This is a genomic window from Alteromonas australica (genome assembly GCF_000730385.1).
GTDB lineage: Bacteria > Pseudomonadota > Gammaproteobacteria > Enterobacterales > Alteromonadaceae > Alteromonas > Alteromonas australica.
On record NZ_CP008849.1, the window covers coordinates 1743109 to 1766051 of the forward strand.

The 22943-nt window shown below is 44.9% G+C and carries 21 protein-coding genes; 9 read left to right on the top strand and 12 right to left on the bottom strand.

The window, feature by feature from the left end:
* Positions 1 to 7: 7 nt before the first annotated feature.
* From EP13_RS07760 to EP13_RS07795, 8 genes are all read right to left on the bottom strand, one after another.
* On the bottom strand, positions 8 to 373 hold the full coding sequence (locus tag EP13_RS07760; RefSeq protein ID WP_044056797.1) for an AraC family ligand binding domain-containing protein: 366 nt from the start codon (positions 371 to 373) through the stop codon (positions 8 to 10).
* A 20-nt stretch (positions 374 to 393) separates the two neighbouring features.
* Positions 394 to 1644, bottom strand: a complete 1251-nt coding sequence (locus EP13_RS07765) for an allantoate amidohydrolase (RefSeq protein ID WP_044056798.1) — start codon at positions 1642 to 1644, stop codon at positions 394 to 396.
* Entirely contained in the window at positions 1637 to 2872 is a 1236-nt protein-coding gene (locus tag EP13_RS07770) for a pyridoxal-phosphate-dependent aminotransferase family protein (protein ID WP_044056799.1), read from the bottom strand. Before EP13_RS07770 ends, EP13_RS07765 begins: the two co-directional genes overlap by 8 nt.
* A 10-nt stretch (positions 2873 to 2882) precedes the next feature.
* Positions 2883 to 3701, bottom strand: coding sequence for a sulfite exporter TauE/SafE family protein (locus EP13_RS07775; RefSeq protein WP_044056800.1), 819 nt, complete (start codon positions 3699 to 3701; stop codon positions 2883 to 2885).
* 33 nt (positions 3702 to 3734) lie between these two features.
* Complete coding sequence (locus tag EP13_RS07780) at positions 3735 to 5312, bottom strand: gamma-glutamyltransferase family protein (RefSeq protein WP_044056801.1); 1578 nt, start codon at positions 5310 to 5312, stop codon at positions 3735 to 3737.
* Between the two features lie 98 nt (positions 5313 to 5410).
* A complete protein-coding gene (locus tag EP13_RS07785; protein ID WP_044056802.1) occupies positions 5411 to 6625 on the bottom strand; it encodes an amidase in 1215 nt (404 codons plus the stop codon).
* A 154-nt stretch (positions 6626 to 6779) separates the two neighbouring features.
* Positions 6780 to 7343: a DUF924 family protein gene (locus EP13_RS07790; protein WP_044056803.1), complete on the bottom strand. Its 564-nt coding sequence runs from the start codon at positions 7341 to 7343 to the stop codon at positions 6780 to 6782.
* Positions 7344 to 7506: 163 nt separating this feature from the next.
* Positions 7507 to 8334, bottom strand: coding sequence for a MurR/RpiR family transcriptional regulator (locus tag EP13_RS07795; RefSeq protein ID WP_044056804.1), 828 nt, complete (start codon positions 8332 to 8334; stop codon positions 7507 to 7509).
* Between the two features lie 314 nt (positions 8335 to 8648).
* Here EP13_RS07795 and EP13_RS07800 point away from each other — a divergent pair, with 314 nt between their 5' ends.
* Both EP13_RS07800 and EP13_RS07805 read left to right on the top strand, forming a co-directional pair.
* Complete coding sequence (locus tag EP13_RS07800; protein WP_044056805.1) at positions 8649 to 9275, top strand: CPBP family intramembrane glutamic endopeptidase; 627 nt, start codon at positions 8649 to 8651, stop codon at positions 9273 to 9275.
* A 143-nt stretch (positions 9276 to 9418) separates the two neighbouring features.
* Positions 9419 to 10522, top strand: coding sequence for a mechanosensitive ion channel family protein (locus EP13_RS07805; protein WP_052364520.1), 1104 nt, complete (start codon positions 9419 to 9421; stop codon positions 10520 to 10522).
* A gap of 68 nt (positions 10523 to 10590) precedes the next feature.
* On the opposite strand, the gene EP13_RS07810 is transcribed toward EP13_RS07805, so the two are convergent.
* Genes EP13_RS07810 through EP13_RS07820 form a run of 3 tightly spaced genes read right to left on the bottom strand, consistent with a single transcriptional unit; the run spans position 10591 to position 13399 of the window.
* Positions 10591 to 11682: a DUF3080 family protein gene (locus EP13_RS07810; RefSeq protein ID WP_052364324.1), complete on the bottom strand. Its 1092-nt coding sequence runs from the start codon at positions 11680 to 11682 to the stop codon at positions 10591 to 10593.
* Positions 11683 to 11711: 29 nt separating this feature from the next.
* Positions 11712 to 12467 carry a pteridine reductase gene (locus EP13_RS07815; protein ID WP_044056806.1) on the bottom strand — a complete coding sequence of 252 codons (756 nt, stop codon included), beginning with the start codon at positions 12465 to 12467 and terminating at the stop codon, positions 11712 to 11714.
* A 59-nt stretch (positions 12468 to 12526) separates the two neighbouring features.
* Entirely contained in the window at positions 12527 to 13399 is an 873-nt protein-coding gene (locus EP13_RS07820; protein WP_044056807.1) for a fructosamine kinase family protein, read from the bottom strand.
* A gap of 274 nt (positions 13400 to 13673) precedes the next feature.
* On the opposite strand from EP13_RS07820, the gene thrS reads away from it, so the two are divergent.
* The 4 genes from thrS to rplT all read left to right on the top strand — a co-directional run bounded on the left by thrS (position 13674) and on the right by rplT (position 16936).
* Complete coding sequence (thrS, locus tag EP13_RS07825; protein WP_044056808.1) at positions 13674 to 15590, top strand: threonine--tRNA ligase; 1917 nt, start codon at positions 13674 to 13676, stop codon at positions 15588 to 15590.
* Positions 15591 to 15705: 115 nt separating this feature from the next.
* Positions 15706 to 16245 (top strand): translation initiation factor IF-3, encoded by a 540-nt coding sequence (gene infC / locus EP13_RS07830; RefSeq protein WP_081869472.1) that lies wholly within the window; start codon positions 15706 to 15708, stop codon positions 16243 to 16245.
* A gap of 118 nt (positions 16246 to 16363) precedes the next feature.
* On the top strand, positions 16364 to 16561 hold the full coding sequence (gene rpmI / locus EP13_RS07835; RefSeq protein WP_044056810.1) for a 50S ribosomal protein L35: 198 nt from the start codon (positions 16364 to 16366) through the stop codon (positions 16559 to 16561).
* An 18-nt stretch (positions 16562 to 16579) separates the two neighbouring features.
* Positions 16580 to 16936, top strand: coding sequence for a 50S ribosomal protein L20 (gene rplT, locus EP13_RS07840; protein ID WP_012518092.1), 357 nt, complete (start codon positions 16580 to 16582; stop codon positions 16934 to 16936).
* 135 nt (positions 16937 to 17071) lie between these two features.
* Here the strand turns inward: rplT and EP13_RS07845 are convergent, their stop codons facing one another.
* Entirely contained in the window at positions 17072 to 18499 is a 1428-nt protein-coding gene (locus tag EP13_RS07845; protein WP_231401139.1) for an undecaprenyl-phosphate glucose phosphotransferase, read from the bottom strand.
* Positions 18500 to 18949: 450 nt separating this feature from the next.
* Here EP13_RS07845 and EP13_RS07850 point away from each other — a divergent pair, with 450 nt between their 5' ends.
* The 3 genes from EP13_RS07850 (at position 18950) to EP13_RS07860 (ending at position 22930) form a co-directional block, all read left to right on the top strand.
* Positions 18950 to 20158: an outer membrane beta-barrel protein gene (locus EP13_RS07850; RefSeq protein WP_044056811.1), complete on the top strand. Its 1209-nt coding sequence runs from the start codon at positions 18950 to 18952 to the stop codon at positions 20156 to 20158.
* A gap of 80 nt (positions 20159 to 20238) precedes the next feature.
* Positions 20239 to 20700 (top strand): polysaccharide biosynthesis/export family protein, encoded by a 462-nt coding sequence (locus EP13_RS07855; protein ID WP_081869567.1) that lies wholly within the window; start codon positions 20239 to 20241, stop codon positions 20698 to 20700.
* A 16-nt stretch (positions 20701 to 20716) separates the two neighbouring features.
* Positions 20717 to 22930, top strand: coding sequence for a GumC family protein (locus tag EP13_RS07860; protein WP_044056813.1), 2214 nt, complete (start codon positions 20717 to 20719; stop codon positions 22928 to 22930).
* Positions 22931 to 22943 lie beyond the last annotated feature (13 nt).

Consider the following 22943-nt stretch of genomic DNA (forward strand, 5'->3'; position numbering starts at 1 on the left):
AAAAACATTAGAAGGTGACGTCTGGCGCAAGGGTAACAAAAATGGAGTGTCTTACTTCGTTATACATGGCTTTTGAGCAGTGGCCTTCGCCTTCGGTGTCTTCCAACAGTAAAACATCGCCAGCACCGAATACATGCCTTTCACCGTCTGACACGGTAAATTCTGCACGACCTTTTATGATAAACAATAGCTGACGAGCCGGGGCAGGGTGCCATTTAAAGTCGTAGTCAGCGGGCGTTTCACGGAAAATGATTTTTCCAGCGCCATACTTTTCAGACAACAGCCCTATGGGACCACCATCGGCAAGCGGGATCTCCACCTCGCCAAAATGGCTTTTTCCATGCTCGTCGTTATATATCCTTTTAATTTTCATGCTTTAAATACCTGTTATGCTTAACCCAGTGCACTTATATTTGAATGCAATGCACCAATAGTGTGATGTAACGCGCTTAGGCTCGCTTCCACGTCTTGATGAGTAATAGACTCAGCAGGATGGTGGCTTATACCGCCTTTACAGCGAGTAAAGAGCATTGCAACTGGGCATAGTTCTGCCATGGCCATGGCATCGTGACCTGCACCAGAAGCCAATATTTTTGCGGGAATATTGCTTGCTTCAACACCTTTAACTAAAGCCGCCTTCAGTGCTTCATCGCACAATACCGCTGGCGCGCTATGGGTTTGTTCTATTTCGAGTTTTACATTGCGAAGTGCTGCAATGTGTTCAAATTTCTGCAATATTTCTGCCAAAACGGCATCGCGCAAATTGTCGTCTTCGCTGCGAATATCTAATGAAAATACAGTTTTGCCCGAAATAACATTCACCCCATTTGGGGCATTTTCAATTTTACCTACAGTGGCTACCACGCCCGCTCGCTGCTGGCTGATTGACTCTACCGCCAACAGCATCTCAGCGCTTGCGCAAAGCGCGTCATGGCGCATCGACATAGGCACAGTGCCGGCGTGCCCTGCCATACCTTGAACATTAATATTAAAACGCTTTGCACCGGCAATAGCGCTTACCACGCCAATGGGCAAGTTCTCTTGTTCAAGAACGGGGCCTTGCTCGATGTGTAGTTCTAAGTAAGCCAATACGTCAGTGGCTGGAATAGCGGCACTAGGCACTTCATCAAAGTTAAGACCAAATTCGGCCATGGCTTGTTCTAAAGACACACCGTTTTCATCTTTTAAGCGACGCCACTCATCCTGCCATTTGCCGGTAAGTGCACGACTTCCCAGCAAGGTGGTACCAAACCGGGTACCTTCTTCATCGCAAAAACCAACAATATCGATGTGGTAAGGAAACTTCTTTTGTTCGCCATTAAACAAGGCGACGAGCGTAATGGCGGCGACAACCCCTAACATGCCATCGTATTTCCCACCATTGGGAACGGTGTCTAGGTGGCTACCTAATATCATTCGCGGTGCGTTAGGAACCGCCGATGAATAGCGCCCCCAAATATTGCCCGCGGCGTCTTGCCAGGTTGTCATACCTGCTTCAATCATCCACCCAGAGGTAAGCTGGTTGGCTAATTTATGCTGCTCTGTGAGATAGCGTCTATCAAGGCAAGAAGGATCTTGGCTTAGTGTTCCCAAGGTTTCGCATCGCGCCATTACCTGGGCAGCAGCATCGGCAAATTCAGTCATTTGCCGCCTCCGTAAACACGGCTAATGCCGCATCTACACCTGCACCCTGTGGCAACGTCATACCTTGCATGCGTAACACGGTTTCTAGCGATTGGAGTGTGTGAAGAACGGCATCTTCTCGAGCGTTATAACCCATGGTGCCTATGCGCCAGATTTTGCCTTTAAGTGGCCCAAAACTGGTGCCAATTTCAATGTTAAAGCGTAAAAGCAAAGCTTCGCGTACGGCTTCACCATCTACGTCGTCAGGAATATACACACCTACCACGTTATACATTTTATGCTTTAAGTCACCAAAGGGAGCCAATCCCATTGCTTGCACACCAGCTAACATGGCATCGCCAGCCACTTTGTGACGGGCTATGACGTTTTCTTGGCCTTCTTCAAGGTGAACCCGTGCGCACTCTCTTGCACAATAAAGCATGCTGGCGGCTTCAGTGTGGTGGTTTAAGCGTTCTTCTCCCCAATAATCCATGATCATAGGTAAGTCGAAATAGTTAGAACGAATTTTAGGGCCGCGAGCACTTTCGTGATGGGCGTCGCGAATACCGGCTTCAACGTGATGACGGGTGCGAACGGTTTTCACAAACTTATCGCTTAAGGTAATTGGCGCGCTGCCCGAAGGGCCGCCTAAACATTTTTGAAGCCCCACTGAAACGGCGTCCAGTTTCCATTCATCAACCTTTAATGGGTTGCCACCCACCGAAGCGGTTGCATCACAATAAAATAGAACATCGTGGGCTTCACATATAGAACCAATCTCTTCTAGTGGCTGAAGCATAGTGGTGGACGTATCACCTTGTACAATGGCAAGCATTTTCGGCTGAACTTCTTGAATGGCTTTTTCAATGTCAGCGGCAGTGAAGACTTCACCCCATGGCACTTCAATGGTGTGAACGTCGGCATCGGCACGCTCTGCAATTTCTGCAAGTAGGTGTCCAAAGCGGCCAAAAATGGGCACTAGCACTTTATCGCCGGGCTCAATGGCAGACACTAACACCGCTTCGATACCGGCTCTTGAGGTACCATCAACCAGGAAAGTCTGTTGGTTTTTTGTGTTAAACACATCACGGTACAAGGCCATGACTTCATTCATATAACCTGTCATGACCGGATCGTATTGACCTACTAATTGGGTGGCCATGGCCGATAACACTCGCGGATAACAGTTTATTGGGCCTGGGCCCATTAATAAACGTGGCGGCGGTGTAAGGGGAGAAAGAACTGACATGAATACGCTCCTATAGGAAAACTTGCGCTAGCATACGCAAGCCAGTGATGATAAGAACTACAGCAAATACTTTCTTAAGCATGGCTGCATCTAATTTACTCGCGATAGTTGCACCAATAGGGGCAAAAAACACGGTGAGGGGAACAATACAAATAAAGCCAAGAAGGTTAACGTAACCATAGGTAGCAAAAGGTGCATCAATAGGGGTTGTTCCAGCGAATAACAGGGTTATGGCGGCAGGGAGAGAGATAATAAGCCCTACTGCTGCTGCAGTACCCACCGCGCGATGGGCTGGGTAGTTGCAAAAGGTTAGCGTTGGCACTGTTAGTGTGCCTCCACCTATACCCACCATTGAACTAAACAAGCCAATGCAAGCTGCCATTATCCACTGGCCAATTCGGCCCGGCAAAGACGAAAATATGGCGTCTTTTTTACCTAACAGCATATTGATGGCAGAGAGTGTCGCTATTACGCCGAACAGCAGTGTGAGATAGGTGGCATTAAGCACGGTGACCAAATAACTGCCCGCTAACACGCCGACTAAAATAAAGGGCGCCCATGCCTTTAATAGGGCAAAATCCACATTGCCTTTGCTATGGTGTGCACGAATAGAGCTAACCGATGTAGGTACAATGGTGGCTAAAGACGTGGCAGTGGCAATGACCATGGCACTTTCCGGCGACACGCCAAGTGCCTGAAACAGGAAAAACAACACGGGGACAATAACAATACCGCCACCTACACCTAGCATTCCTGCCAGTAGACCAGCGAAAACGCCGGTGCCAATTAACGATAAAATGACCGTTAAATTATCGAGTATAAACTGCATGTAAAAAGGTCTCTTATTGAGTTGATTAAGGGCTTAGCGGTGACCTAAATAGGCTTTACCGTCACTACGAGGGTCGCTGGCACCACTGACTTCACCTGAGGTCTCACGGATAATAGCACCTGCATGCCCCATAAGTTCATTGCATGGGTCAACGGTAACCATGTCGTGGCCGCGAGCGACTAAACTCTCGCCTACGTATTCCACTAAATCTCTTTCGGCTTTTAGGTTATGACTTTCGTCACCCCATGTTCTGCCCAACAGCCAACGACCTAGCCAGATAGCTTTCGCAATAGGTTGCTTGTGATACACATGGCGAGCAAATACCGCGGCTTGGGTTTGTGGTTGACCTTCGCCCCCCATAGTACCGTAGCTCATGCGTCGTCCATCACTTAATTCAGCAAACGCTGGGTTTAAGGTGTGGAAAGGCTTTAAGCCTGGTGCAAGATACTGATTGCTGGCAGGGTCAAGGGAAAACGAGGTGCCCCGGTTATTCCAAACAATCCCCGTTTGAGGGCTAACCACGCCAGAGCCGAATTCCCAATAAAGAGATTGGATGTAGCTCACCATTCTGCCTTCGCTATCACAGCATCCCATCCAAATAGTATCGCCAGGTTTGGCAACATGGGGCCACGGCTGCGCGGTGTCTAGCGAAATGTTTTTCGCCATGTCATCGAGCACGTCGTCACTTAATAAACTTTGCAGGTCGACGGGAGTACGTGATGGGTCAGTCACGTTGGCATTTCTGGCGATAAACGCTTGTTTGGTGCATTCAATGAGCAAATGCACCATATCTGCATCACTGCTTCCAAGGTGTTGTACTTTGTCGTATAACGCCAAAATAATGAGCGATGCCACCCCTTGGGTTGGCGCAGGCAAGTTGAAGATCTTACCCTTGCTGGTATCTACTGACAGCGGCGTAACACGTTTGGCTTCGTATTCATGAAAATCTTCAAGGCGAATAGGTGATCCCGCCGCCGCTAAATCTGCTGCTAACTTTTCCGCTAACTCGCCTTTGTAAAAGTCGTCTAGCCCTTTTTCTGCCAAGTGAGATAAGGTTTTCGACAGGGCAGTTAGTTTAAGAATTTTGCCTTTCTTAAGCGCTTTGCCCTTAATTAAAAATTGCGCGAAGTTTTCATCGCCGGCGAGGTCATCGAAGGTTTTATTGCTGGCATCGGTTAAGCTTTGTGTTACCTCAATACCCCAATTGGCTTGGCTAATTGCTGTGTCTAGTAAGGTACTAAGCTTAAGGCCGTCTTGCCATTCGTGGCTTATTTTTAGTGCCTCGTTCCACCCCGCGACGGCACCCGCCATGGTCAGCGCGGCTTTTCCACCACGGCTAGGGATAGCGTCTAGCCCTGCATAAAATTCAGGTGTAGCGCCTTTCGCAGCAATGCCCGATGCATCAATGCCTATCGGTGCCTTTCCAGGTTCGCTTATCAACCAAAAACCATCGCCGCCTAACCCATTCATATGGGGGTATTCAACAGCAATGGATGCTGCCGCGGCCACCATGGCTTCAATCGCCGTGCCGCCTTTTTCAAGTATATTTAAGCCCACTTGTGAGGCAGCAAAGTGAGGAGCTGTAAATGCAATATTCGGTTTTTCAGTCATTGTTCTTTCCACTTGTTGTCAAGGCGTTGATGCAAGCTTATTACAGCGATATTTTCTTTATTGTGTTACGTCTTGTTTTATTTGTTTAAAGGCGCAACTCAGGTATTCGCTAGTTTTTTTGCCATACTAATTAAAGCAAGATCACTGCCTTTTTTGCCCACCAGTGATAAACCACAGGGGGCATTGTGTAGGGTAAATAAGGGCAAATGTAGTTGTGGTAACCCTGCTAAGCCTGCCAGTGCGGTAAAGCCGAGTAGGGTGTTTCTATCTTTTGCCAGTGTGTCATCGTCGGCGTCGCAACGTGGTGCAACGCCGGGGGTGGTAGGAATAACTAATATGTCTATCTCTGCAAATAGCGAATCAAGATGATTAATTATTACCTGTTGTTGGGCCTTGGCGCTTTGAATATCACTAGAGGTGATAGTTTTACACCAGTTGAGGCGCAACATAATATCGTTTGCAATGTCGGGATGGTGGGCGTCTATCCAGTTGCCGTGCTGCTGCCAAATTTCAGCACCTTGTAAAATACGAAACGTATTTGCGGTGGCCAGTGCCTCTAAATCAAGGGCTGAACTGGGGAGCGCGCTGAGTGTTACTTGGCTTAGCGTGGTGTGTTTGGGAAGCTGATCTAACCAATCGCGACATAAATGTTTGTGGGCTACCTGCTTAAACAACCCTTCAGCCACACCCAGTTTAACCTCAGTGGCACCGGGACGCTGGTGCTCTTGATTTAAACAAACCTGAGCTACCGCTTCAAGTGTACTTAGGTCTCTTGTCATCCAACCTACGGTATCGAAAGCAGGCGCTAATGGCACCATGTTGTCACAGGAAATAGCACCATGGGTGGTGCGTAAGCCCCACAAACCTTGGTAGCTGGCGGGAACGCGAATAGACCCACCGGTATCTGTGCCTAGGCCAATATCGGCCAAGTTTTCAGTCACTGCTACCGCTGAACCCGACGAAGAACCGCCTGGAATATGCGCTGGTGCAGCGGGGTTTAGCAATGTGGGATAGTGCTTGTTTTGCCCATGTAGGCTGTAGGCCAACTCATCGGTAATGGTTTTCCCGACAAATTGCGCGCCCGCATCGAGTAAGGTGTCTACCGTGCTATTTGTCTTCTTAGGCAGCGGGTGTGTGGCTAACCAGTCTGGGTTGCCAGCCGCAGTGGGTAAGCCCGCCATGTGGAACAAGTCCTTTACTGCAAGTCTAAGCCCAGTTAAGGGTTGGCTTGTGGCGCTTTCACCACGGGCACTATTAAAAGCCTCGCGGGCGACAGCGTATTCGCTTGAGATACTAATAAATGGAGAAGACACAGCAGACTATTTGGTTAAATTTTCAATATCACCATGAAACAATCGTTTCTAATATTTGTCAAGTGAAACGTTCGTTTCTTTTTCTGGTGCGGGTGTTTCATCCTTACATTTTCACTCGCTTGGTCAGAGAGTTAGGGTGAAACAAATGGGTAAGCTAAAAACCTTGAGGGTTTTGTTCAAGAAACGCTAATTCCTCTGGGGTGGATTTACGCCCCAGCACTTGGTTTCTATGTGGGTAACGACCAAATTGCTGAAGTACAGCAACGTGGCGTTGCTGAAAATCCAACTGAGTTTCTAAGCCTGGGGCAGAGAATAGCTGCTGCGCAATATCGTGAATGGCTAAAGACTCGCTGTGCATAAAGGGCATATATAAAAAGGCGCTTTGTTGTGGTGTAAGGGTTTTGTCGGCTTCTACGCTCACCGCTTCTTGCGCCAGTACAAGTGCAATTCCATCATAGGCAAAGGCTTGTGCGGTATGGCGAAACATATTGCGAGAGAATTGATCCAATACGAGAATTTCCGCTAATCTGCCTGTTGGTGTGGCTCTCCATGGCCACAGTTCACCTAAGGCCGCAGACCGGTGTAACGAGTAAAAATGTGATGAGATTGTTCGGTCTAACGCAGAATCCTGCGTAAACCATTGCTCCGAACTCAGGTCATCAAACCAGAAACTAAGTACTCGACTTGCTTCTTCAAGCACAAGGTGGGGCTTGTCCATGTAAACTCCAACAACGTAGTAAGGTTGCTTTGGCAGCGCGACTAGTTAGAAATCCGGCACTGGGCAACACGTATTATTAGTAAAAGCGAATGCCTCGTACTTACTATCGGCTGTTATCGCTTAAAGTTTAATCAATTTAATGGATTTTCAAGCCTCTTTACAACTATTTACGTTCAAGTTCGTCTAAAGACGTATACGTTTCCGTAATTGAGTTAACGCGTTCTGTTGCCGCATCACCTAAAAGAGAGTAGGTACGATTGCAAATAGCAGACAATAAACTCATGGGCGCAGCGTAACTGTCAAACGGTGCGTCGTTACCTAAATGACAAACAACAAGCTTGCTAACTTGGTTACGATAAATTTGCCCAGTGGGATCGGTAATCAAAATGACTTGAGCGTGCTTAATGGCACTGAGTACATACTTAAATTGTCGAGTACGACGACGAAAGCCGAATAGAATGACAACATCATCGTCGCCGAGATCCACAATGTCTTCCCCTAATGTTTGCCCAGGTTGTGGAAGTAGCCTAACTGACGTTCGAATTTGCTTTAGTTGTTGTCGAAAGTGTAGCGCTAAGGGGTAGGCATTACGAAAACCAATCAGGGTAATTTGCTTTGCTTTTGCTAAGCGTTCGGCAATATCAAGCAAGGTATCTTCATGAATGCCGGCAAAGGTTTGCGTTAAATTACTAAATTCATGTTCCTGATGGTGACTAAAGGAAGTGTGGGTATTCACTGGTACACCTTGCTCTCGCAGCGATAATAAGGTGTCTTTTGCTTGTTGATGAGAGTCGAACCCCAGTTGCCGAAAGAAACGGCTGACCGTGGCTTTTGAAGTTTGTGTTTTTTCCGCAATTTGGGCGGTAGATTGAGAAATTACCGCCAGTGGCGTTTGCTGCAAATACTGCGCAATTCGTTTGCCGGCGGGCGATAGCAAAGCGTAATATTTTTCTATTTGGTTTAAAACATTCGCAGTATTGTTATTTGGCATAGTTATTACTTGGCATCGTTATCCATTGCCTTTGCTATTCGTTTTAAGGGCGATTTGTCAGGCAGTAAAAATTGCCCGCAGTCTGTTAGGCCTACACATTGTAACCACAATGCGTTTGCCAAGCGCAAAGCCATTCATTTAGCCTCTAGTGTACTCATAATTTAGTGTTTCTGAAAAGCTAATACACACCAATAACTTACGGAATTACTCTAAAGACTAATTCAATAATATCGTCAATCACCGCAATTTGGCACTACACTTTCATATGCACTTTCACAAAAGTGTCATTAGATGGTAATGATTTGGAGTGTGTTGTGGCAAAGTTGTGGGCTGAATTGATCCTGCTTTTTGTAGCGCTTCCTTTTGCAGTACTCTACTGGATAAAACATTTCGCTGACTGGTTAATGCCGATTCTTTGCATTATTGGGGTGTGCTGCTTAGCCGCCCTGTTAGCCGACAAGCAGTTTCACCGCGTACGATTATGGCATTGGGACGACTACAAAACGCATATAAAAAGTACGTTGAAGCTTTTTATTCCCTGGGCAAGTTTACTTGCCCTTGTGGTATACCTCGTTAAACCAGAGTTATTTTTACACTGGCCAATTAACCAACCGTGGATGTGGGTAGTTACCTTACTTATCTATCCTGTGGTCTCGGTGATCCCGCAGGAAATTATTTTTCGTACCTTCTTTTTTCACCGTTACAAGCGTATTTTGCCGTCGCGCTATGCAAGATGGGGGCTAAGTACGTTTGTGTTTGGGTTGGCTCATCTCGTGTACGGCAATTGGGTTGCCGTGGTGATTTCATGGGTAGGTGGCGCCATTTTTGGGTACCGATACATGCAAACAAACTCCACACCGGTTGTGGTTATTGAACACGCCATTTGGGGTAGTTTTTTATTTACGGTAGGTTTAGGCTCGTATTTGGTGATATCTACCTAACAGGCGCAAGTTTATTTTGCGTATTCATTGCTTAGCATTAGCGGGCAAATTTATGGACATGGAGGCACATAAACGTGGGTATGAATAATCAGTTACACGGCGTATTCCAGCTACCCGTATTCGAAACACCACAAGTGTTGCTGATGCAGCAAGATATCAACGCCCCAGTGCCGCTAGGAGAAGCTCAATCGTTAATGGTTGAGCTATGGCAAGGGTTTCTCTACCGCTTACCAGGTCTGGCTCTTGGTCTGCTTATTATGGTGCTGTTTATTTTAGCTGCGGGGCCTGTTTCTCGCTTATTGTTAAAGCCCGCGGCATCTTCCTCGTTAACCCCCTTAATAAAGTCGGTGGTACAGCGAAGTATCAGTTTAGTGATCATGCTTTTAGGTGTGTACCTGTTTCTGTTTCTCGCGGGGTTAACCGGTTTTGCCGTCGCGGTGATAAGTGGTACGGGGGTAGTGGGGCTAATTTTAGGCTTTGCCTTTCGTGATATTGCGGAAAACTTTATTTCTAGCCTGCTACTCACGGTACAGCGGCCTTTTAAAATTGGCGATATTGTTCAAATAAATGAATTCACCGGCATTATTCAAAAGGTGACAGCAAGGGCCACCACATTGGTGGATTTTGATGGAAACCACATTCAAATTCCAAACGCCACTATTTACAAAGGAGTGATTAAAAACCTGACGGCTAACCCCTTAATGCGCGGGCACTTTGTATTAGGTGTTGGGTACAATGCTGACATAAAACATGCCCAATCATTGGCGCTTAACACAGTCAACGCGCATCCTAATGTACTCGACGACCCTGAACCACAGATACTTATCGATAACCTTGGTGCGTCCACCTACAATTTGAAAGTCTATTTCTGGGTAAACGTAGAGGATACCAGTGTATTGAAAATGTCCTCGGTGTTAATGCGCGAATTAGTTGCCCTTTACACACAAGAAGGTATTAGCATGCCTGACGATGCAAGAGAGCGAATTTTCCCTGAAGGCTTAGTCATACACAATGGGACTTCTGAAGGTGAACATGACAACACCCAAGAGCATGAAAATACACCTTCGGCAAAAGCACCTTCGCCAACTGATAAAGCCAACGAAATAGACACCTCTAACGCTACCTTAAATAAGGGCGAGAAAGCACAGGATATCTCTCATGATGATGTATCTAGCGAAGCCCACGAAATACGTGAACAGGCCCAGCGCGCTCGCGACCCAGAAAGCGGCGACAATATTCTATCCTAGCGGCTTTCTAGGCATTAACTCGCCGTTAGAAAGCGGTGTAGGGCCCGGTTCTAGGCTGTTCGGCAACGTCAACCAGCCACAGGCGCAAGGTTGCAACGAGAAAGAAAGGTTTGCCACATAGTGACATGCGCCTTCATTGACTGTTGATATTGTTGAAATCCGTGCTCTGCGTTACCTTCAATAAAGGCTTTAAACGCAGGTGAAAGCGCCCTTGATTGGCTCCAACTTTGCCATAGTGGATTAAGCTGATAGTGAAATTGATTTACCTTACTGCCAATGGGCTGAATCTCTTCAATAAAGAACAGATAAAAGACATTTCGTAATATTTTAGCCTTGTCGCTGGCGTTACCGTTAGGGCAACTGACAGTCGCAAGGGGTTGCTTTAGTTGCTCTGTTAGCTGGTGTAACTCGGTGGCTAATATACGTTGGGTTAGCCATATTTTTGCCGGTAGACGTACCGAACCAATCATTTGAAGTTGAGCTTCAAGCTCCGTGCTGTTTAATGGGATGGTGGCATGCTGAGTTTGGCGTAAATGATCAAGGTAAAACAGTGCATTAACCGCGCTAACACCCTCGTTTCCATCACGGGTATTTAAAGGGGCGCTAGCCAAGCTAAGGCCTTGCTTCATTTCAGTACTATTTTGAATAAGCTGTGCCCAAACTTTTGGCCACTGAGCCTGCTTTTGCTCTAGCCAGCGTTCAATTTGTGTCGACAGCTTTTGATTACCCTCGGCGCTTATTGCGGCACATTTGGCCAATACCGTCAGCAATTTTTGTTCATAGATAAAACGCTGCGATGGCAGCTGAGTTTTTCCTAATGCCGTGTTACGCTCGGCGACAATTCGGCCTAATTCACAATCTTGAATGGCGTAAAAGTCTCTAAGGTTGATGTTCATAGGAACTATGTTCACGTTAAGTGCAGAGGCAGTAGGATAGGCAAGGGCAGACGTAAGCGAATCATCCCATTTAGCAGCCGGAATAGAAATACCTAACACCCGATTTAAGCGAGCTCGATATTCATTTACCGCCGACTCAAGCTGAGATTGCCCCGCACAACCTAATACTGCGCAAAGCAGTAAACTCACTATTGTTGCAGGAACCCATGAACTCCCCACTATAGGCACACCCTTAAGTTTGCGATGAACGTGAGTGCTTATCATTGCGGCCTGCCACCTGTTATAAGCCACAATTAAGCACTCGCACCGGTATGCAAGCTTCTGCCCCCATCCACGTACACAATTTGACCTGTTATGTAGGGTGAATTCACTAAAAACGCCATTGTTTGTGCAATGTCTTCACTGCGACCTAGCTCCCCCAATGGGATGCTTGCCAACATCTGTTGTTTTTCTTGCTCCGTTAATGCGCGTTCGGGAAGTAATATTGCCCCAGGCGCAATCGCATTCACACGAACGTCAGGCGCCATGTCTAAGGCGAGTGACTTAGTTAACGTGGCTAACGCGCCCTTTGCTAAACTGTATACGCTATGGTGGGGTAACGGGCGGTCAATATGCATGTCAACCATATTAACAATGCAGCCACACTGAGCTTTCAACGCTGCATGTAGCGCTTGAGATAAAAATAGCGGCCCTTGCACATTGCTACCCACTAACGAGGTCCAATCTTGCACACCAATGTTTCCAAGTGGGGTAGGGTAAAAACTAGATGCATTATTAATTAACACATCAATACGCCCCCATTTTGCTAAACTTTGCTCAGCCAGTGCTTCTACTTGCTGTATGTCGCAAAGGTTTGCCTCCAAGGCCACTGCACTGTTACTGCGCAGGGCATTAAACGTAGCCACCTGGGTAAGCGCATCTTCTTTCGAGCCGCCGAAGTGAACAATAATATTGTAGCCTTGTTGATGTAAGTGGGTGGCCATGGCTAAGCCTAATCGTTTGGCAGCGCCTGTCACTAAGGCAACAGGAGAGGAGGCGTTACGGGGCATAAAAAGAAAACTCCAATCAATAGCAATGCTTCATTCACGTTAGAATTATTCAGTACGTACTACGAGCGAATCGTGTTAATGATATCTTTAGCTTGGGCTAAATAATGCCCGCCAAATAATAACCCGTGATTAAGAATATGGTACAGCTGATAAAAAAGTTTTCTTTCAGCATAATGATGACTAATGGGTTTTACCTCTGCGTAGGCGTGAAAGAAGTCGACGGGGAAACCGCCAAATAACTCGGCCATGGCTAAATCTGACTCGCTGTCGCCTACATAAATAGCAGGGTCGAAAACCACAGGGCCTCTATGACAAAACCCCACGTTACCGTGCCATAAGTCGCCGTGCAGCAGTGAAGGGTGAGGTTGGTGATGAGAAAAATACTGCTTGGTGTCATCAACAAAATTATCGATATTAACGATGTAATGCCCTTGCTCTGCTAAGCGCTCTAACATACTGCCGATACGGCATTCAGCAAAAAACGCGGCCCAATCACTCTTTCTTCCGTTGCGCTGTATGCTAAGCCCAATGTAATTGTCGTGGGGCCAGCCATAGCTCGAGTATCCATTGTATAAATGCAGGTTGGCTAACTGTTCACCAAGTCGTTGATAAGCGTCTTGGGAAGGCGTGATAAATTTCACATAACTTAATACGAGATATTCCATTTCAGGCGATTCGTCCTGTGTTACGCCATGGCAGATAACCGAGGGCGTAAGTACACATTGAGTACCACCTAATTCGGTAAGCCCTTCAGCTTCATGGCTAAGCTGCTGGGTGTCATCATATGGGCGGGTTTTAACGAAAAAGCGATGCTGGTGGTCATGAATAATATAGCAAGCGTGGCTGTCTCCCCCTTGCGCCACACGCGCATGCTCACAAATAAATAACTGCCCAGTAGCCTGAGAGATATGTTCGCTAATAAAATGCCACATACGTATAGCTGCCCCAAAGGGTTAATTCACTGATAAGTATGGATGAAAATGATAGAAAACCCCAAAATTCGCCAATAGTGACAGCCTCCTTTTCGAAATTCCTGTTTTGCCCATTGCAGTTGACCTATGAGCCGTTATAATCCGCAACAGCTTTTTGTATGCGTAGCCGCACTAGAACGGCTAGCTAAAACCGTTGACGTGCGCATAACGCACGCATTTTATTTAAAATACGCAAGTGGCGCAGAGTAGGCGTCACCACTGTAAAGGAATTCAAATGCCAGTAATTACCCTTCCTGATGGAAGCCAACGCGCTTTCGATAATTCTGTTTCTGTACTAGACGTTGCAAACGATATTGGCCCTGGTTTAGCCAAAGCAACCATTGCAGGAAAAGTTAACGGCGAGCTTGTCGATGCCGTTGATATGATTGATAGCGATGCGCAGCTTCAAATCATTACTGCTAAAGATGACGAAGGCTTAGAAATACTTCGTCACAGCTGTGCCCACTTATTGGGGCACGCCATTAAGCAACTTTGGCCAAATACCAAAATGGCGATAGGCCCTGTTATCGACAATGGTTTTTACTATGACGTTGATATGGAAGAGAGCCTCACCCAGGAAGATTTAGCCAAGCTAGAAAAGCGTATGCTTGAACTGGCCAAAACCAACTATCAAGTGGTGAAAAACAAAGTAAGCTGGCAAGAAGCTCGCGATGCGTTTGAAGCGCGCGGCGAAAGCTACAAAATGGAAATCCTAGATGAAAACATCAGTCAGGACGACCGCCCAGCACTTTATCATCACGAAGAATACACAGATATGTGTCGTGGCCCTCACGTGCCTAATATGAAATTCTGCCACCACTTCAAATTAATGAAAGTGGCGGGCGCATACTGGCGCGGTGATAGCGACAATAAAATGTTGCAACGTATTTACGGTACCGCTTGGGCTGATAAAAAGCAGCTTAAGTCTTACCTTCAGCGTCTAGAAGAAGCTGAAAAACGTGATCACCGAAAAATTGGTAAGGCGTTAAACCTGTTCCATTGGCAGGAAGAAGCGCCGGGTATGGTGTTCTGGCATAACGACGGCTGGTCTATTTACACCGAGCTTGAAAGCTTTGTACGTAAAAAGCTGCGCGAATATGGTTACGACGAAGTGAAAGGCCCATTAATGATGGACCGTTCACTTTGGGAAAAGTCAGGCCACTGGGACAAATACGCAGAAAACATGTTCACCACAGAATCTGAAAAGCGTGAATATGCGGTTAAGCCCATGAACTGCCCGGGTCACGTGCAAATTTTCAATCAAGGCTTAAAATCGTACCGCGATTTACCCCTTCGTATGGCTGAATTTGGCTGTTGTCACCGTAACGAACCTTCAGGTGCGCTGCACGGTTTAATGCGCGTTCGCGGCTTTACACAAGACGATGCTCACATTTTCTGTACAGAAGAACAGATCCTAGAAGAAGTGAGCGGCTGTATTAAGATGGTGTACGAAACTTACGCCGCTTTTGGTTTTGAAAATATCAAAGTGAAGCTGTCTACGCGCCCTGAAAAGCGTGTAGGTGCAGATGAAATTTGGGATAAATCAGAAGCCGCGTTAGCCGATGCCCTTAAAGCCAACGATATCGAATTTGATTATCAGCCAGGCGAAGGCGCATTTTACGGCCCTAAAATTGAGTTTACGTTACACGACTGTTTAGATCGTGCATGGCAGTGCGGTACGGTTCAGCTTGATTTCTCAATGCCGGGTCGTTTAGGTTCTACCTATGTAGCAGAAGATGGCGAGCGCAAAGTACCGGTTATGATTCACCGAGCAATCTTAGGGTCGCTTGAGCGTTTCATTGGTATTTTAACCGAAGAATTTGCTGGTTTTTACCCTCTGTGGTTAGCACCGCAGCAGGTGATGGTAATGAATATTACTGACAAACAAGCAGATTACGCCGCTAATTGCGTAAAAAAACTGCAAGAAAGTGGATTTAGAGCAAAGTCTGACTTGAGAAATGAGAAGATTGGCTTTAAAATCCGCGAGCACACCTTAAAGCGTGTTCCGTACATGCTGGTGGTAGGCGATAAAGAAATGGAAGCGGGCGAAGTAGCAGTACGCTCTCGTCGCGGCGACGACCTAGGCAAAATGCGCTTAGAAGACTTTATTGCCATGGCTCAACAAGAAGTAATGGAAAAGACCATTAAGTAGTTGAGCAATTTTTGTGTATAATGCACAGATGGTGTCTGCTTTTGGTTTTTAGTTTCAGGTTCATACGAACCACCCAGAAGCAGACAGAAGAATTAAATGTTTGGAGGAATAGCACATTAAAGGCGCTAACAACAAGGCTCAGGGCGACAAAGCCCGCATAAACGATGAGATTAAAGCCAGAGAAGTAAGATTAATTGGCAAAGACGGTGAACAGGTTGGTGTGGTTTCGCTTGCAGAAGCAACGCGTACCGCTGAAGAAGCGAGCCTAGATCTAGTAGAAATCAGTCCGAATGCCGAGCCGCCAGTCTGTAAAGTTATGGACTATGGCAAATTCCTCTTCGAAAAAAGTAAAGCTCAAAAAGAGCAGAAGAAAAAACAGAAGCAAATTCAGGTCAAGGAGATTAAATTTCGCCCTGGCACTGATGAAGGCGATTACCAGGTCAAACTGCGCAACCTGCGTCGCTTTCTTGAAGGTGGTGATAAAGCCAAAGTCACAATCCGTTTCCGCGGACGTGAAATGGCGCACCAAGACATCGGTATCGATCTCCTTAATCGCGTTAAAGGCGATTTAGAAGATATCGCTACCTGCGAGTCTTTCCCACGTCGTGTGGAAGGCCGTCAGATGATCATGGTGCTAGCCCCAAATAAGAAGTAGTAACGGTCTAAAGTTTTCAGGAATCTGCAACCTGAAACACCTTGCTGCTAAACATTAACCGACATTAACGCGACTGCACGCAAAATATGTCGATACTTAACAATGCGGAGTTTTAGCAATGCCTAAAATGAAAACTGTAAGCGGTGCCGCCAAACGTTTCAAGAAAACGGGTTCTGGCCGCTTTAAAAGCAAACAGTCTCACTTACGTCACATTCTGACTAAGAAGAGCACTAAGCGTAAACGTCACCTACGTGGCAAAAAATTGGTTCATGACTCTGATACTAAATTAGTTCAGCGCATGCTGCCTTACGTTTAAGACTTAGGAGACTGATAAATGGCTAGAGTAAAACGCGGCACTATCGCACGTGCTCGTCACAAAAAAGTCCTCAAGCAGGCAAAAGGTTATTACGGTGCTCGTTCACGTGTTTATCGCGTAGCGGTACAAGCCGTAACTAAAGCTGGTCAATATGCTTACCGTGACCGTCGTCAACGTAAACGTCAATTCCGTCAACTTTGGATTGCACGTATCAACGCTGCGGCACGTCAAAATGGTATGTCATACAGCCGTTTCATCAACGGTTTGAAGAAAGCGTCTGTTGAAATCGATCGTAAGATCCTTGCCGACATCGCAGTACATGACAAAGCAGCTTTCAGCGCATTAGTCGAAGCGGCTAAAGGCGCATTAGCTTAATTATTAACTAATTAAGTTTAAGTTCTTTCGGAAAAAGGCGAGCAGGATGCTCGCCTTTTTTCGTTTCTGTGTGTTTTATCTTTAATGCTGACATAAACAGAAGGTACTTATGCCAGCATTAAGTAATCACATATTCTAGTAAGCGTTCTTATTAGCCAAGCCACCGAACACCGTCATAAAGATAATCTTAATGTCGAACCACACTGACCAGCGGTGAATGTAATCTAAATCGTACTCTACACGCTGAACCATCTTATTGACGGTTTCTGTTTCGCCCCGTAAACCATTGACTTGTGCCCAGCCGGTAATGCCAGGTTTCACTTTGTGGCGAAGCATATAGCCGGTAATGAGCTTTCTGTATTCTTCATTATGTGCAACCGCGTGAGGGCGGGGGCCTACAATAGACATACGCCCTTGCAGTACATTAATGAACTGGGGAAGCTCGTCTAAGGAAGAACGGCGCAAGAAACCCCCAATTTTGGTTAAGCGGCTATCATTTTTTGTGGCTTGCTTAACGACCGGCCCATTATCTTGCGTGGTCATAGACCTAAACTTGTATACCGTGATTTGCTTACCGTCTAACCCGTAGCGCTTTTGCTTAAAAATAACAGGCCCTTTAGAGGTTAATTTTACTGCGGCAGCAATACCTAGCATGGGCAAAGCCAGCATAGTAAGGAAAAAAGAACTCAAAATAATATCTTCGGTACGTTTCAATACGTTACTAGCACCCTGAAAGGGTGTGTCGTAAACACTGAGTGCCTGAACAGAGCCTACAGATTGCCAGCGCGCATTTAACAAGTTGTACATAAAGAAGTTAGGGATAATATAAACATTGGCAGTAGTGTCACTGCATTTATCTAGAATGTGCCGTATTCTGCTCTCAGCACTCATTGGCAAGGCAATATAGAGATAATCAACTTCGTTCCGCTTTGCCATCTCTATGGCATCTTCAATTGTGCCTAAAACTTGATTTTTGAATTCATGCGCGAGTCTATCTTCGCTCCTGTCATCAAACAGGCCGTTAAAGGTAATACCTAAATGACTGTTTTCCTGTATCTGATGTGCGACATTATAGCCAAGCTGAGTAGCACCTATAACAATAGAACGTCTAGAGTTAAGCCCCCGCTTTCTTAAACGAAACAAAAACTTCCGCATAACAAAACGCCAAATAAGTAGCGAGAAAAAACATAACGCTAACCAACCTAAAATAAGCACCGGCGCTAAATTGACCTTCGGCGAAAAAAGAAAACCCAAGGCAAAAGTACCTAATAAGCTTAACAGCCAGGTGATTGCTGCTGCCCTTAATAATTCTGGGGTTCTAAATCCGCGCCACGAACGGTAAAGCTCCATACCTTCGGCGGAAAGCTGGAACATAATAATGTAAGTACATACAAGTAAAAGATTTTCCGTAGTAACCGACGTGTGAGAAAAGCCTGTAACCACTAAAAACAAGAACGTGATAATAGAAATATCAACAAGGCGATATAGCGTAGAAAACCCATTTTGGCTTTTTACAATAATGGCTCCGTTCTTACTACGCTGAACATGGTGCTCCTGATTCAATGTAGACTGCTCCCTTTTGTGAATCTGAATAGTGTCGCTAACGTGGTTATTTAGCTATTGGGGCTAAATGTGATCGTATTTATCGCAAAAAAGGTAATAAACTTTCATAATTATGGCTGTGGGTACACTAAAGTATAAGCAAAACTGATTCCACAATCGGTTTTTGTTGAAAGTATTTTTATTTTTAGTATTCCAAGCTTATCAACAATATGTGACACTATCGTAACGGTATTCATGCTCTGTGCAGTATACGAAGAACCTTGCAATAAAGTTGCAATGTTTCATAATTAGAGTAGTAGACAGTGGCATGTATTTAGCATAGCTATGTTGGCTTCCGTTTTCTCGAAAAAACCTTTATTTTAACCACGTTGAAACGCTTAATGGTGCAATGGTAGTTAATATTGCACGGTTTTAGTTCATTAAAGCCGATATTAATTATTAGGAGCAAATATGATTGTAAGGATTAATAAGTTAGCTGCCATGATGGCAATTTTTGCCACCGCAGCCACCCAAGCACAGGACGCAGGACGTATTCAAGCCGGTAGTTTTGATATCATTCCTACGTTTGACTCTTCTCTTAGCTATATAGATAACATTACGCGTACAACTGATGATGATGAAAACATTAACAGTTGGAAAGCTACATTTTCTCCTAGAATAGTCTTAGGTACGCAAGTGAATAGTAACCCCATAAATTTGGGTTATAGAATTGAGCGAGGCGAGTACCTCACAAGTACCGACGATGATTACACAGATCATTTTTTGTCAGCCAATGGTGAATTTGAGTTAAATAGTCGACACGCTATTGATGTAAGTGCGCTATACGAAGATGGCCACGAGGATAGAGGTACAGGACTGTCTATCGGCAGTGGGGAAGATATTACGTCACCTGATACTTACAAAAGTACAGTTATTAATGCCGATTATATCTATGGCAGTGTAACATCCGCAGGGCTGCTAACATTTTCCGCATCTCGTAACACTCTTGACTACGACAAGGAAGAAGAGGCCTACTTAATTCGAGATCGGTTTATCAATAAACTTGGTGCAGAATTTAGTTACAGTATTTCACCATCTACAAATATTGTTGTCGATGTTGCAAAGTCGTTTGTTCGATACGATTATCAACCTGAGTCCGATACTATCAGAAACAGTGATGTTACAAGGGTTCTACTAGGTGCCACGTGGGAGAGTACCGCTGCTACAACGGGCTTCGCGAAGGTGGGTTATCAGGAAAAAGACTTTGAAACTACGGAACGAGATAACTTTTACGGCACCGATTGGGAAGTAGGGGTAGACTGGCAACCAATTGAGTACACCACAATTACCTTGTCAACCAGTGCAGATACAAGAGAAACAAACGGCGAAGGCGATTTAATTAGAAGTAGAGACTACGGTGTTTCGTGGAATCACGATTGGTACGATTACTTATCAACTAATGTGGGCGTTACCACTATAGACAACACCTATATTTTAAATGACGATACCATCACTGAACGTGAGGATGATTTTACCATCTATACAATGTCAGCTTCATATCAGGCAAGAAGATGGTTGAGTGTTTCGTTCTTCTACGAGTATTCAGAGTTATCGAGTAACCGAGATACCCTAGGTTACGATAGAAATAACATTGGCGTTTCATTTGAGGTTACTTTGTGAAGCTATTAGCAAAATCGCTGTTTTATTTTGTTTTAATTTGTTGCTGTAGTAAGGCGTTAGCCCAAGTAGGTAACTTAGGAATGAGTCAATATCAATTGGGCTCTGGGGATAAAATAAGCATTACGGTGTTTGGTCAAAAAGACTTGTCCATGGAAATTAGGCTTCCAGATGTGGGTACTATTAATTACCCTTTTCTGGGAGAAATTAAGATAGTAGGTTTAACCACCGCCGAAGTTGAAGAACTAATATATAATGGTCTTAAAGGTGACTATCTTGTTGAGCCTTCAGTATTAGTCACGTTTTTAGAATACAGGCCCTTCTTTATTGACGGAGAGGTTAAACGCCCAGGTGGCTACCCTTATCAACCTGGCCTCTCTGTTAATAAGGCTGCAGCCTTAGCGGGGGGGTATACCGACAGAGCTTCAAAAGATAATGTCATTATTGTACGTGAACTAGATGGTGTAGCGGAAGAATTGAATGTTAGGGTATCTGATATGATCCAGCCTGGGGATATTATTACCATAAAGCAACGATTCTTTTAAGAGCGCGAGATTGAAAATGGCAGTAAATAATATGGATGATGCAGGGCAAAAAACAACGGATATGGACACAATAGACGTTGCCCACTACTTCAAAATTGTAAAACGTCACACCTTACGTATCGTGTTTTTAGCAATTGCTTTTACAGTACTTGTTGCACTTCTTGTATTTAGGATGACGCCTATTTACTCATCATCAGCCACTATTTTGGTTGATTCAGAAAATACCAATCTTGTTTCTATCGAAGAAGTCTATGGTTTCGATAGCAATAGAAAAGATTACATGCAAACACAGTTTGAAATTCTGCGTTCACGTCAAATAGCTGAAAGAACGGTTAAGAAATTAAATCTCCACAAAAACGCTGATTTTATGCCTAGTGAAGATGACAAACCGTTAATGACGTCTTTAAAACAGACACTAGCTGAAGTTCTGCCTTTTATGCCTCAAAAAATAGAAGTAGAAAGAACGGAAGAACAGCAAGAAGCGATAGACCTCCGTATAGCAACAAGTAAACTCAGGCGCTCTGTCGAGCTGTCTCTTGTAAGTAAAACTCAAGTAATGGTAGTGACAGTTAATTCAGACAAACCAAAGTTGGCGGCTACCATCGCGAATGCGTTGGCGGAAGAGTATATTGATAACTATCTGTTAGCTAAGCTAGAAATGACATCTAAAGCCACTTCATTCTTAACGGACAGTTTAGAAGGCTTGAAGCAGAAACTGGTGTTTTCTGAGAAGAATCTGGCAGAATTTTTTGAGAAAAATCAAGTGGTTAATCTGGATGGTGTCGTTGGGTTAGCTGCAGACGAACTTGAGGGGTTAGGGCAGCAGTTACTTGACGCGCAAAATGCGCTAAAACTTAATGAGACTATTTACAGACAGACCCAAACCAATAATTCAATTGAAGGCGTAGCCAGTTTACCCGAGGTTTTAAATCATCCCACTATTCAAAATGTGAGACGAGACGAAGCGAAAGCCATGACAAGGGTGTCTGAATTAAGTAAAGTCTATGGGCCAAAACATCCCAACATGATTGCAGCAAATGCTGAATTAAGCTCTATTAGAGAAACCTTAGCCCTGCAAACGCGAGACTTGGTGTCTAGTATTAATAAACAGTATTTGTTGTCGAAAGAACGAGTAGAATTATTACAAGCGCAGGTCGAAGAAGCGAAATCGAACTACCGCAAACTTTCAACGTTAGAAAACCAACGTTTAGCCCTACAAAGAGAAGTGGATATTAACCAACAACTGTACGATTCATTTTTTACGCGTTTGAAAGAGACTGACGAATTAGGTGGCTTCGAAACTGCAAATGCAAGAATTTTGGATAAGGCTATTGCACCAAGTGTGCCTTCTAAACCAAATAAAAAACTGCTTATTGCTGCTGCTTTCGTATTTAGCATAGGTTTTGGGGTATTCGTTGCCATTCTTATGGAAACGTTGAATAGCGGTATAACGTCTGTAGAAGATGTTGAGAAAAAGCTAGGGCAACGTATGTTGGGGCTTATTCCATGGATGCCCCATAAAAAGAAAACTGATTTACCCGTTAGGTCTTACTTTGACTCATCTAAGCATCAATTTGCTGAGGCGTTGAGAACACTTAGAACCAGTTTGTCTTTACTGAATATTGATAAAGAAAAACAGGTTGTTATGGTAACCTCAAGTGTGCCGAAAGAGGGCAAAACGACGGTTTCCATTAATTTAGCTTTTGCGTTTGGACAATTAAAGAAAACTATTCTTATAGATGCGGATTTGAGGCGCCCCAGTATTGGCAAGCAATTTGGTATACCCTCTTATCAACCCGGTGTGGCAAATTTGATAATGCAAACCCATAGTATTGATGAGTGTCTAAATCATGATGACGAGTCGGGTGTAGATGTTATTACCGCTGGAACTGTACCATCAAACCCTCAGGAATTACTGGCAAGTAGAGGGTTTACTGAATTGGTCACCAAGCTAAAAGAAAAATATGACTATGTGGTGATTGATACTGCACCCACGCAGGCGGTTAGTGATTCAATGATAGTGGCTGAACGAACAGACTCTATAGTCTATGTTGTAAGAGCAGACACTACGAGTGACAAGCTAATTAATAATGGCTTATCTCGCCTGATTCAAGTTGGTCACAGAGTTGATGGTGTTGTACTTAATCAAGTCGATTTACGAAAATCTGATGTATCTTATAAATATGCCGGTTTTTACGATCAATACGGCTATACTAGTGAAAACGCATAGTAGGCTTTTGTAA

Bases quoted from the DNA above. Each gene is read 5' to 3' on its own strand.
- EP13_RS07805 (WP_052364520.1), top strand. From the start codon at position 9,419: ATGCAGCAAGATATCAACGCCCCAGTGCCGCTAGGAGAAGCTCAATCG.
- rpmI (WP_044056810.1), top strand. From the start codon at position 16,364: ATGCCTAAAATGAAAACTGTAAGCGGTGCCGCCAAACGTTTCAAGAAA.
- EP13_RS07770 (WP_044056799.1), bottom strand. From the start codon at position 2,872: ATGTCAGTTCTTTCTCCCCTTACACCGCCGCCACGTTTATTAATGGGC.
- EP13_RS07855 (WP_081869567.1), top strand. From the start codon at position 20,239: ATGAGTCAATATCAATTGGGCTCTGGGGATAAAATAAGCATTACGGTG.
- thrS (WP_044056808.1), top strand. From the start codon at position 13,674: ATGCCAGTAATTACCCTTCCTGATGGAAGCCAACGCGCTTTCGATAAT.
- EP13_RS07820 (WP_044056807.1), bottom strand. From the start codon at position 13,399: ATGTGGCATTTTATTAGCGAACATATCTCTCAGGCTACTGGGCAGTTA.
- EP13_RS07860 (WP_044056813.1), top strand. From the start codon at position 20,717: ATGGCAGTAAATAATATGGATGATGCAGGGCAAAAAACAACGGATATG.
- EP13_RS07765 (WP_044056798.1), bottom strand. From the start codon at position 1,644: ATGACTGAATTTGCCGATGCTGCTGCCCAGGTAATGGCGCGATGCGAA.
- EP13_RS07850 (WP_044056811.1), top strand. From the start codon at position 18,950: ATGATTGTAAGGATTAATAAGTTAGCTGCCATGATGGCAATTTTTGCC.
- EP13_RS07760 (WP_044056797.1), bottom strand. From the start codon at position 373: ATGAAAATTAAAAGGATATATAACGACGAGCATGGAAAAAGCCATTTT.
- EP13_RS07795 (WP_044056804.1), bottom strand. From the start codon at position 8,334: ATGCCAAATAACAATACTGCGAATGTTTTAAACCAAATAGAAAAATAT.
- EP13_RS07780 (WP_044056801.1), bottom strand. From the start codon at position 5,312: ATGACTGAAAAACCGAATATTGCATTTACAGCTCCTCACTTTGCTGCC.
- EP13_RS07775 (WP_044056800.1), bottom strand. From the start codon at position 3,701: ATGCAGTTTATACTCGATAATTTAACGGTCATTTTATCGTTAATTGGC.
- EP13_RS07790 (WP_044056803.1), bottom strand. From the start codon at position 7,343: ATGGACAAGCCCCACCTTGTGCTTGAAGAAGCAAGTCGAGTACTTAGT.
- rplT (WP_012518092.1), top strand. From the start codon at position 16,580: ATGGCTAGAGTAAAACGCGGCACTATCGCACGTGCTCGTCACAAAAAA.
- EP13_RS07815 (WP_044056806.1), bottom strand. From the start codon at position 12,467: ATGCCCCGTAACGCCTCCTCTCCTGTTGCCTTAGTGACAGGCGCTGCC.
- EP13_RS07810 (WP_052364324.1), bottom strand. From the start codon at position 11,682: ATGATAAGCACTCACGTTCATCGCAAACTTAAGGGTGTGCCTATAGTG.